Annotated in this window: 11 protein-coding genes; 4 read left to right on the top strand and 7 right to left on the bottom strand. The window is 68.5% G+C overall.

The features are described from left to right. The 3 genes from A5706_RS32550 to glpX all read right to left on the bottom strand — a co-directional run. Positions 1-204, bottom strand: a 204-nt coding sequence (locus tag A5706_RS32550; RefSeq protein WP_197517951.1) for a hypothetical protein, incomplete at its 3' end; no start/stop codon positions are given. Positions 205-221: 17 nt separating this feature from the next. Beyond that, the gene (locus tag A5706_RS23470; RefSeq protein ID WP_068136010.1) at positions 222-1637 is read right to left on the bottom strand and encodes a class II fumarate hydratase; all 1416 of its coding nucleotides are present in this window, start codon (positions 1635-1637) and stop codon (positions 222-224) included. Between the two features lie 36 nt (positions 1638-1673). After that, the gene (gene glpX / locus A5706_RS23465; protein ID WP_197517950.1) at positions 1674-2708 is read right to left on the bottom strand and encodes a class II fructose-bisphosphatase; all 1035 of its coding nucleotides are present in this window, start codon (positions 2706-2708) and stop codon (positions 1674-1676) included. Positions 2709-2764: 56 nt separating this feature from the next. Between glpX and A5706_RS23460 the strand changes: the two genes are divergently transcribed. The 4 genes from A5706_RS23460 (at position 2765) to A5706_RS23445 (ending at position 6491) form a co-directional block, all read left to right on the top strand. Further along, the gene (locus A5706_RS23460) at positions 2765-3439 is read left to right on the top strand and encodes a DUF4245 domain-containing protein (RefSeq protein ID WP_068136007.1); all 675 of its coding nucleotides are present in this window, start codon (positions 2765-2767) and stop codon (positions 3437-3439) included. 13 nt (positions 3440-3452) lie between these two features. Beyond that, positions 3453-4250: a dienelactone hydrolase family protein gene (locus tag A5706_RS23455; protein ID WP_068136005.1), complete on the top strand. Its 798-nt coding sequence runs from the start codon at positions 3453-3455 to the stop codon at positions 4248-4250. Positions 4251-4265: 15 nt separating this feature from the next. After that, positions 4266-5801 (top strand): carboxylesterase/lipase family protein, encoded by a 1536-nt coding sequence (locus A5706_RS23450; protein WP_068136002.1) that lies wholly within the window; start codon positions 4266-4268, stop codon positions 5799-5801. 141 nt (positions 5802-5942) lie between these two features. Then, positions 5943-6491: a TetR-like C-terminal domain-containing protein gene (locus A5706_RS23445; RefSeq protein ID WP_231985389.1), complete on the top strand. Its 549-nt coding sequence runs from the start codon at positions 5943-5945 to the stop codon at positions 6489-6491. Positions 6492-6522: 31 nt separating this feature from the next. On the opposite strand, the gene A5706_RS23440 is transcribed toward A5706_RS23445, so the two are convergent. The 4 genes from A5706_RS23440 to A5706_RS23425 form a co-directional block, all read right to left on the bottom strand. Continuing rightward, on the bottom strand, positions 6523-7605 hold the full coding sequence (locus A5706_RS23440) for an NAD-dependent epimerase/dehydratase family protein (RefSeq protein ID WP_068135998.1): 1083 nt from the start codon (positions 7603-7605) through the stop codon (positions 6523-6525). A gap of 74 nt (positions 7606-7679) precedes the next feature. Next, complete coding sequence (locus tag A5706_RS23435) at positions 7680-7925, bottom strand: exodeoxyribonuclease VII small subunit (RefSeq protein WP_068135995.1); 246 nt, start codon at positions 7923-7925, stop codon at positions 7680-7682. Continuing rightward, a complete protein-coding gene (gene xseA / locus A5706_RS23430) occupies positions 7912-9165 on the bottom strand; it encodes an exodeoxyribonuclease VII large subunit (protein ID WP_068135993.1) in 1254 nt (417 codons plus the stop codon). The genes A5706_RS23435 and xseA overlap by 14 nt, the downstream gene beginning before the upstream one ends. Beyond that, a complete protein-coding gene (locus A5706_RS23425) occupies positions 9162-9752 on the bottom strand; it encodes a lipid droplet-associated protein (protein WP_068135991.1) in 591 nt (196 codons plus the stop codon). The genes xseA and A5706_RS23425 overlap by 4 nt, the downstream gene beginning before the upstream one ends. Positions 9753-9771 lie beyond the last annotated feature (19 nt).

Here is a 9771-nt window from a genome sequence, read left to right as displayed (position 1 = left end):
GAACTGCTGGGGCGGGTAGGGGCCCGCCGCGTACGGCCCACCCGGCGCCGGGTACGGGTACCCGCCGCCCGGTGGCGGCCCGCCCGGCGGAGGGCCGGCCGGTGGCGGGCCACCCTGCGGCGGGCCGCCCCAATATGGGCCCTGCCCATAGGGATTCGCGCCGTAGGGATCCTGACCGTAGGGACCGCCCGGGGGAGTCGTCATCGCCGAACCGCTCTCATCTATTCCTCCGGCTTCACCTTGGCCATCGCCAACACGTCGAGGCGGCGGTCCAGCTCTTCCAGCGACAGCTTGTCGCCGATCAGCCCGCGATCGATGACAGTCTGTCGGATGGTCTTGCGCTCCTTCAGCGCCTGTTTGGCCACCGCGGCGGCCTCCTCGTAGCCGATGGCCGAGTTCAGCGGCGTCACGATCGACGGCGACGATTCGGCCAGCTCGCGCAGGTGCTCGACGTTCGCCTTGAGCCCGACGATGCAGCGCTCCGCGAACAGCCGCGAAACGTTGGACAGCAGCTTGAAGGACTCCAGGATGTTGCGGGCCATCATCGGGATGTAGACGTTGAGCTCGAAGGCGCCGGACAACCCGCCGACGGCCACCGCGGCGTCGTTGCCGATCACCTGCGCAGCGACCTGCGTAACCGCCTCCGGCAGAACGGGATTCACCTTGCCCGGCATGATCGAGCTGCCCGGCTGCAGGTCGGGCAGCTGGATCTCGGCCAGGCCGGTCAGCGGGCCCGATCCCATCCAGCGGACGTCGTTGGCGATCTTGGTCAACGACACCGCGACGGTGCGCAGCGCGCCCGAGGCCTCGACCAGCCCGTCGCGGGCGGCCTGGGCCTCGAAAGAGTTGACCGCCGGGCGCAATTCGCTCAGGCCGGTGGATGCGACCAGCGTCTCGACCACCTTGACGCCGAACCCGTCGGGTGCGTTCAGGCCGGTGCCGACCGCGGTGCCCCCGATCGCGAGCTCACCCAGCCGCGGCAGCGTGGCCCGGACCCGTTCGATCCCGGCCTCGATCTGGCGGGCGTAGCCGCTGAACTCCTGGCCCAGTGTCACCGGGACGGCGTCCATCAGGTGAGTGCGGCCGGACTTGACCACCGTCTGCCACTCGCGCGCCTTGCTCGCCAGCGCGTCGTGCAGCACCTCGAGCGCGGGGATGAGGTGGCGCACCGCGGCCTCGGTGGCCGCGATGTGGGTGGCGGTCGGAAAGGTGTCGTTGGACGACTGCGACATGTTGACGTCGTCGTTGGGGTGCACCGTCACCCCGTTGGCGGCGGCGATGCTGGCGATCACCTCGTTGGTGTTCATGTTCGAGCTTGTGCCCGAACCGGTTTGGAAGACGTCGATGGGGAACTGATCGTCGTGGCGGCCGTCGGCGATCTCGGCCGCCGCGGCGATGATCGCGTCGGCCTTCTCCGGCGCCAGCAGCCCGAGGTCCTTGTTCACCTGCGCGCAGGCGCCCTTCAGCAGGCCCAGCGCGCGGATCTGGGTGCGCTCCAGACCGCGGCCCGAGATCGGGAAGTTCTCGACGGCGCGCTGAGTTTGCGCGCGCCACAGGGCTTTTGCCGGCACCCGAACCTCGCCCATGGTGTCGTGCTCGATGCGGTACTCGGCGCCGTCGGCGTCCTCAGTGGCCATAGATTGGTCTCCTGGTTTCGTTGCGGGTCGGGTCGGTCAGGGCAGGGGATAGGCGGCGGAGCTGTCGCCGGTGAAGTCGATCGAGGAGTACTCGTTGAGCTTGGACAGCCGGTGGTAGGCCTCGATCAGGCGCACGGTGCCCGACTTCGAGCGCATCACGATCGACTGGGTGGTGCAGCCGCCGGGGTAGTACCGGACGCCCTTGAGCAGGTCGCCCTCGGTCACCCCGGTCGCGCAGAAGAACACGTTCTCGCCGGACACCAGGTCCTCGGTGGTCAGGACCTGGTCCAGGTCGTAGCCGGCGTCCAGCGCCTTGCGGCGCTCGGCGTCGTCTTTGGGGGCCAGCTGCGCCTGGATGGCCCCGCCCATGCAGCGGATCGCCGCCGCGGCGATGATGCCCTCGGGCGTGCCGCCGATGCCGGCCAGCATGTCGGTGCCCGACTCCGGCCGGCACGCGGAGATGGCGCCGGCCACGTCGCCGTCGGTGATCAGTCGGATCCGGGCCCCGGTGGCGCGGACGTCTTCGATGAGTTGCGCGTGCCGCGGCCGGTCCAGGATGCACACCGTCATGTCGCGCACCGACAGGGCCTTGACCTTGGCGACGGCTTTGATGTTCTCGGCGATCGGCGCGGTGATGTCGAGCACGTTGGCGGCCTCGGGCCCGACGGCGATCTTGTTCATGTAGAACACCGCCGACGGGTCGAACATCGCCCCGCGGTCGGCCACCGCCAGCACGGAGATGGCATTGGGCATGCCCTTGCTCATCAACGTGGTGCCGTCCACGGGGTCGACGGCGAAGTCGCACTCCGGCCCGTCCCCGTTGCCGACTTCCTCGCCGTTGTAGAGCATCGGCGCCTGGTCCTTCTCGCCCTCGCCGATCACCACCACGCCGCGCATCGACACGGTGTTGACCAGCTCGCGGATGGCGTCGACCGCCGCGCCGTCGCCGCCCTCCTTGTCGCCGCGGCCTACCCAGCGGCCGGCCGCCATGGCCCCGGCCTCGGTGACCCGGACCAGCTCCATCGCCAGGTTGCGGTCGGGGGCTTCGCGGCGTTGGGGGCGATCGCTCATGGTTGCCGATTGTCCCAGAAGCGGATCGGTCTGCGGGAACTGGGATACTCGGCGTTATGACCGACGAGCCGCAGCCGAACGCAGCGTTGGGCGAGCCGGCGCCGGCGCCCAAACCGGCAAAGCCCCGGTTGCTGCAGGACGGCCGCGACATGTTCTGGTCGCTGATGCCGCTGGTCATCGGCTGCATCCTGCTGGCCGGCCTGGTCGGGATGTGTTCGTTTCAGCCCGTCGGGACGAACAAGGGCACCATCCCGTCCTACGACGCGGCGGCAGCCCTGCGGGCGGACGCCCAGGCGCTGGGCTTTCCGATTCGGCTGCCGCAGTTGCCCGCCGGGTGGCACCCCAACTCGGGCGGTCGCGGGGGCATCGACAACGGCCGGACCGACCCCTCGACGGGTCAACGGTTGCACGCGGCCACCTCGACCGTGGGCTACATCAGCCCGACGGGCATGTACCTGGGCCTGATCCAGAGCAACGCCGACGAGGACAAGCTCGTCGGATCGGTCCATCCGTCGGCGTATCCGACCGGGGCGGTCGACGTCGGCGGGGTCAACTGGGTCGTCTATCGCGCCGCGGGCCGCAACGGCTCCGACACCGAGCCGGTGTGGACCACCCGGTTGATCGGCCCGGCCGGCGCCACTCAGATCGCGATTACGGGTGCCGGTAGCCCCGACGAGTTCCGTACGCTGGCCTCGGCGACGCAGACGGCGTCGCCGTTACCCGCCCGCTGAGAGAAGGCACCGAGTGACCGCACCCCAAGCAGACCTGTCCGGATGGTCGGTGGCACCTTTCACGGGTGGCGGCTACACCCACGACGTCTACCGCAAGGGCACCGGCCCCGGCGTGGTGCTGATTCCCGAGATCCCCGGCATTCACCCCGCGGTGCTGGGCCTGGGTAATCACCTGGTGGACAACGGCTTCACTGTCGCCATGCCGTCGCTGTTCGGTGAGCCCGGCAAGCCGAAGACGCTCGGCTCCATCGTCGGCACCATCACGCGCGCCTGTGTCGCAAAGGAATTCGCGGCGTTCGCCACCAACAAGGAGCGGCCGGTGTCGTTGTTCCTGCGCGCGCTGGCCCGCGACCTCAACGCGTCGACGCCGGGCAAGGGCGTCGGCGTCATCGGCCAGTGCTTCACCGGGGGCTTCGCGTTGGCCGCCGCCGTCGACGACAGCGTTTTGGCCCCGGTGCTTTCCCAGCCGTCGGTGCCGCTGCCGCTGGGCCGCAAGCGGCGCGCCGACACGGGCTTGAGCGAGTCCGAAATGACCACCGTGGTCGATCGGTGCGCCAACGACGGGCTGTGCGCGATGGGACTGCGGTTCAGCGAGGACCCCGTGGTGCCGCGGGAACGGTTCGCGGCGCTCAAGGCGCGACTCGGCGACGCGTTCGAGGTCATCGAGATCGACTCGCGCCCAGGCAACGAGGGTGGCTTCGGCAAGATGGCGCACTCGGTACTGACCGACGAGGTCCGCGAAGTTGACGGTCAACCCGCTTACGAGGCGCGCAAGCGGGTAGTCGAATTCCTAACCGAGCGGCTGAGTTAGGGAAGTTCGAGAACCATGGCGACCGACAACCGCGTGGTCGAAACCACTCATGGCCCGGTCCGGGGCGGCGACGACGGCGGCGTCCGCAGCTGGAAGGGCATCCGTTACGCCGCGCCGCCCGTCGGCGACCTGCGGTTCCGGCGTCCGGAGCCGCCGACGCGGTCGGCGGAGATCGTCGACGCCACGTCCTACGGCCCGGCCTGCCCGCAACCCACCTTCCCCAACATGCCCCTGGAACTCGGTGCGCCGCAGGGTGAAGACTGCCTGAGCCTGAACGTGTTCGCCCCGGCGGGCACCGCGCCCGGCGACGCCAAAGCGGTGCTGGTGTGGCTGCACGGCGGCGCCTACGTGCTCGGATCGGCCAGCCAGCCGCTCTACGAGGGCCACCGGTTGGTCAGTAGCGGTGACGTCGTGGTGGTGACGGTCAACTATCGGCTTGGGGCGCTGGGCTTTCTCGACCTGTCGTCGTTCAGCACCGCGCGGCGCCGCTTCGATTCGAACATCGGGCTGCACGACGTGCTGGCCGCGTTGCGCTGGGTGCGTGACAACATCGCGGCGTTTGGCGGTGATCCCCAACGCGTCACGCTGTTCGGCGAATCCGCCGGTGCGGGCATCGTCACGACGCTGCTGGCGGCGCCGGCGGCCGACGGCCTGTTCGCCGGAGCGATCGCCCAGAGTTCCCCGGCCACATCGGTGTACGACCGCGAGCGGGCCGAGCGCGTCGCCGCGAGCTTCCTCGACAAACTGCGAATGGACCCCGACGCGTTGCCAGACGCGCCGATCGCGGCGATCCTGTCCGCGTCGCAGCAGGTGTTCGACGAAGTGCCCGTGCGCAACCCGGGCACGCTGGCATTCGTCCCGATCGTCGACGGCGAGCTGCTGCAGGACTATCCGGTCAAGCTGGCGCAGGAGGGTCGCTTGCACCCGGTGCCGCTGATCATCGGCACCAACAAGCATGAGGCGGCGCTGTTCCGGCTCATGCGCTCGCCGCTGATGCCGATCACCCCGCGCGCGATCACGTCGATGTTCACCCAGATCGCCGCCGAACAACCCGACCTGCAATTGCCGACCCAGGAGCAGATCGTGTCCGCCTACTCCGGATTGCGGCGCAAGGCAAGGTTTTTGAGCATCGCCACCGACGTCGGCTTCCGGATGCCGTCGGTGTGGCTGGCCGAAGGGCACTCCCACGTGGCCCCGGTGTATCTGTACCGGTTCGACTACGCGACCCCGTTGCTGAAACTGCTGCTGGTCAATGCCGCCCACGCCACCGAATTGCCTTACGTCTGGGGCAATCTCGGGGCGCCGAAGGACCCGACCCTGAAGCTCGGCGGCGCCAAGACCGCCAAGGCGGTTTCGAAACGGGTGCGCACCAGGTGGGTCAACTTCGCCACCCATGGCAAACCCGAGGGCCCGGCCGGAGAGCCGGATTGGACGCCCTATCAGGAGGCCGACCGCGCGTGCCTGCTCATCGACAAGCGCGACGCGATCGTCAACGATGTCGACGCCCCCATCCGGGCCGCCTGGGGCGCCCAGATGGTGAGCTTCCGCTAGTACCACCAACCTGAACTCGCTCGTTTTCATCAACTCCAGGTCAGCACCGCGAAGTGCCCATGGTTAGATCGCGTAAGTCATTTGAAAACCGAGGTTCACAGTTGCAGGCGGGTGGCGATGTCAGGGGTGGGTGAGCACTCGATGCCCGAGGATTTCCGCGAACGAGTGCTCGCCGCCGCCTATGATGAACTAACTCGTTGGGGCATAGACCGTTTCCGCATTCTGTCGCTGGCTGACCGGCACAGGCTCGACCCATCGGCGATTCGCCGAGAGTGGGGCGACGAAGACAACCTCATGCTCGAAGTTTTCTTGGCGTGGCCGAGCGAACAAGTCACGGCGCCGGATACGGGTTCGCTCCGTACCGACCTGTTTGCTCTGGCGGCCGGGATGACCTATTACGTCAATTCAGAGATTGGGCGCCGTTTACAGATCACGCACATAATCGACAACCCGGACTTGCCAAGCGCCCGGATTCGCAGGGAAATTTGGCGAGCTCGCGCGGGCACCTATCGCGTCGTGGTCGACCGCGCACGAGAGCGTGGCGAACTTCGAGACGGTGTCGACGCGCTGACGGTGCTGGAATTGCTGTTCGCACCGATAAACATGCGCGCGCTATTCACCGGCGAGCCGGTTGACGACGAATACTGCCAAATCATCTCTGAGTTGGTCTGGCGCGCCATCGCACGGTGAAGCCGGTCATGATGCGAGCCAACTTGTCTCGTTATTTCGTCCGGGCTGCGGCCTGACTTTTCATCTGGCCGAACAGGTCCACGTAGTACGGCAGGCATTCGGACATGGCCTTATCGGTGGTGAACAACGGCTCGTATCCGAGATCGCGGCGCGCCTTGTCGATGGAGAAGTAGTTGTCCAGGTACAACCGCTCGATGGCCAGCGGCTCCAGCAGCGGCGCCGGTATCCCGAACCGGAAATGCAGCCGCTGCCAACCGCTCATCGCCGCGCGGACCATCGGGCCGTTCACGCGCACCCGGGGCCATTTGACGCCGCAGGCCTCCACCACCGGGCGGGCGAACTCGAACATGTTGATCGGGTCGGCGTCGTTGATGAAGTACGCCTGACCGGGCGCCGTGCCGCCGGGGACCAGATGCTGGGCGGCCAGGATGAAACCGTGAATCAGGTTGTGCACGTAGGAGTTGTCCAGCCGGGCGGACTTGCGGCCGATCAGCACCTTGACGTGCCCGGCGATCACGCTTTCGAACAGCCTGCGAAACATCGTCTGATCGCCGCGGCCCCATATGCCGCTGGGCCGGATCGCGCACGTCAGCATGCCTTCAATACCGTTCTGCGCCAACACGAATCGCTCGGCGACCACCTTCGTCTCGGTGTAGAGGTCGTTGAACCGGTGGGTATACGGCAGCGTCTCGTCACCGCCGGCGATGTTCTGGCCACCCATCACCACGCTGTTGGACGAGGTGTAGACGAACCGCTTCACCCCGGCCCGTTGCCCGGCATGCACCAGGTTCTCCGTGCCGCCGACGTTCACGGCGAAGCTGCGCTGACGGTATTCCTCGGTGACCGACGCGCCGCCCATCAGCTCGATGAGCGCGGCGGTGTGGAACACGGTGTCGATGCCGTCGACCGCCGCGGCGCAGACGCCCGCGTCGGTGATGTCGCCCTGCAGCACCTCCAGCTGTGGATGCGCCGGGAGCGGTGAGGGGGCGCGGTCGAAGGAACGCACCTGGTATCCGCGGTCGAGCAGGGTGGTCACCAGGTTCGCGCCGACAAACCCCGAGCCGCCGGTGACCAGGACGCGCCCGAGTTCGGTTGTCAGTGATGGATCACCCATGCGGAAAGCTTAACTGAAACGTGTTCCAATCTTGAACGGGTGATAGCCGTCCTACTGAGCGGCCCCGCCGGTGCTCAGCCCTCGTCGGGCTCGGCGGCGGCCAGCGCGTCCTCGACCCGCTTGCGCGCTCCAGCTAAGTGCTCTTCGCACCGTTTGGCCAGCTGCTCGCCCCTTTCCCAGAGCTGCAGCGACGCATCTAGGTCCAGGCCGCCCTGTTCCAGCAGCCGCACCACTTCGATCAGCTCGTCGCGGCACGCTTCATAACCAAGTTGACTAATGGGCGTAATTGGCCGTCCCGATTCTTCGTCATTGGCCGCCATCGGACACCCCCTCGCTCACGGCCGCGACGGCGCCGTCGGCCACCCGCACCCGCAGCCGCATGCCCGGCGGCGCGTCGTCGACCGAACGCAGCACCGCCGCGGGCCCCGCGTCGGGAACGGTCTGCACGACGGCGTAGCCGCGGGCCAGGGTGGCCGCGGGGCCCAGCGTGGCCAGCCGCGCGCCCAGGTGGCCGACGCGGTCGGTCTCGGCTGCGACCAGCCGCCGGATGTCGCGGCGCACCGCGGAGCGGGCGCGGTGGATCTCGTCGGCGCGGGCGGTCAGCGCGGTCAGCGGCTCGGCCAGCACCGGGCGGCTGCGCAGCTGGATCAGCGCGCGCTGTTCGCGGGACACCCAGTTGCGCAGGGCCTGCGCGCTGCGCCGGCGCAGGTCGTCGACCAGCCGCTGCTCGGCCGCGGTGTCGGGAACCACCTTCTTGGCGGCGTCGGTGGGGGTCGCGGCGCGCAGGTCGGCGACCAGATCGCACAGCGGGTTGTCGGGCTCGTGCCCGATCGCGCTGATCACCGGGGTGCGGCAGGCCGCTATCGCGCGGCACAGCGTTTCGTCGGAGAACGGCAGCAGGTCCTCGACGCTGCCCCCGCCGCGGGCCAGCACGATCACGTCGACATCGACGTCGTGGTCGAGTTCGGCCAGCGCCTCGACGATCTGCGCGACCGCGTTGGGTCCCTGCACGGCGGTGTTGCGCACCGCGAAACGCACCCCGGGCCAGCGGGCGCCGGCGACGGTCGTCACGTCGTGTTCGGCGGCGCTCGCGCGGCCGGTGATCAGCCCGATCATGTTGGGCAGGAAGGGGATTGGTCGCTTGAGCCGCGGGTCGAAGAGCCCTTCGGCGTCGAGCAGCCGGCGCAGCCGGTCGATGCGCGCCAAGAGCTCGCCGATGCCCACCGCGCGAATCTCGCTGAGCCGCAACGAGAATGTGCCGCGGCCGGTGTAGAACGACGGCTTGCCGCAGACCACCACCTGGGTGCCCTCGGCGAGTTTCACGGGCGCGTTTGCCACCAGGTCACGCGAGCACGTCACGGTCAGCGACATGTCGGCGGCCGGGTCGCGCAGCACCATGAACACCGTCTTGGAGTCGGGGCGCATCGTGATCTGGGCCAGCTGCCCCTCGACCCAGACGATGCCCAGCTTGTCGATCCAGCCCGCGACGCGCACCGCTACCGCGCGCACCGGAAAGGGGTTCTCCGCGGAGTTGGGTTCGGGATTGGCCGCTCGGGTCACTTCGCGTTCGCGCGGGTGATCCTGTTGGCGAGGAGAGTCTGGAACGGCGCCCGGGCCTTGGTGGCCTGTTCGTAGGCCAGCAGGGCCTCGAGCTCGTCGACGCTCAGCGACTGCAGCCTGGCGCGCAGCTGGGCCAGCGTCAGCGTCGGGTAGTCGAGTTCAGCCGCCACCGCGGGCTGCGCGACGGTCGGTTTGGCCGCGGGCTTCTTCGATTGCTTCGCGGGTTTGACGAGCGCGCTGGCGTCCTCGTGGGCCTCGGCCACCGAGTACAGCGCGAACCGCCCCTCGGCGCGCCGCTCGGTTTCGTCGCCGTCCGCCGCTGCGGCCCCGTCGTCTTCGGGCAGGTCCTCGTCGAAGGTCGCCCACTCCGGCTTCTCGTCCTTGGGCGGAAAGATCGACTCCAGCGTGCTGTCGCCCTTGATGACCAGCTCGGCGAGGTTCTGCTGAAATCGCATCACAATGTGCGCCGCCGTGCTGGCCAGCGTCATGGGGTACATCAGGATGGTTTTCGGCAGCTTCATGGTCTCCTCGACAGCGACTGTCGCCGCGCCGACTATCAGCCGAACTCCGTACGGTGCAGTGGCCATGGGTCCAAGACTGCCTCAA

The sequence above is a fragment of the Mycobacterium sp. E796 genome, from assembly GCF_001672815.1.
In the GTDB taxonomy this organism is placed as follows: Bacteria; Actinomycetota; Actinomycetes; order Mycobacteriales; family Mycobacteriaceae; genus Mycobacterium.
This window is presented reverse-complemented; position numbering and strand designations above follow the sequence as displayed.

What these genes read in the sequence shown, in the direction of transcription:
- A5706_RS23470 (WP_068136010.1), bottom strand. Translation starts at nt 1,637, where the DNA reads ATGGCCACTGAGGACGCCGACGGCGCCGAGTACCGCATCGAGCACGAC.
- glpX (WP_197517950.1), bottom strand. Translation starts at nt 2,708, where the DNA reads ATGAGCGATCGCCCCCAACGCCGCGAAGCCCCCGACCGCAACCTGGCG.
- A5706_RS23460 (WP_068136007.1), top strand. Translation starts at nt 2,765, where the DNA reads ATGACCGACGAGCCGCAGCCGAACGCAGCGTTGGGCGAGCCGGCGCCG.
- A5706_RS23450 (WP_068136002.1), top strand. Translation starts at nt 4,266, where the DNA reads ATGGCGACCGACAACCGCGTGGTCGAAACCACTCATGGCCCGGTCCGG.
- A5706_RS23445 (WP_231985389.1), top strand. Translation starts at nt 5,943, where the DNA reads ATGCCCGAGGATTTCCGCGAACGAGTGCTCGCCGCCGCCTATGATGAA.
- A5706_RS23440 (WP_068135998.1), bottom strand. Translation starts at nt 7,605, where the DNA reads ATGGGTGATCCATCACTGACAACCGAACTCGGGCGCGTCCTGGTCACC.
- A5706_RS23435 (WP_068135995.1), bottom strand. Translation starts at nt 7,925, where the DNA reads ATGGCGGCCAATGACGAAGAATCGGGACGGCCAATTACGCCCATTAGT.
- A5706_RS23425 (WP_068135991.1), bottom strand. Translation starts at nt 9,752, where the DNA reads ATGGCCACTGCACCGTACGGAGTTCGGCTGATAGTCGGCGCGGCGACA.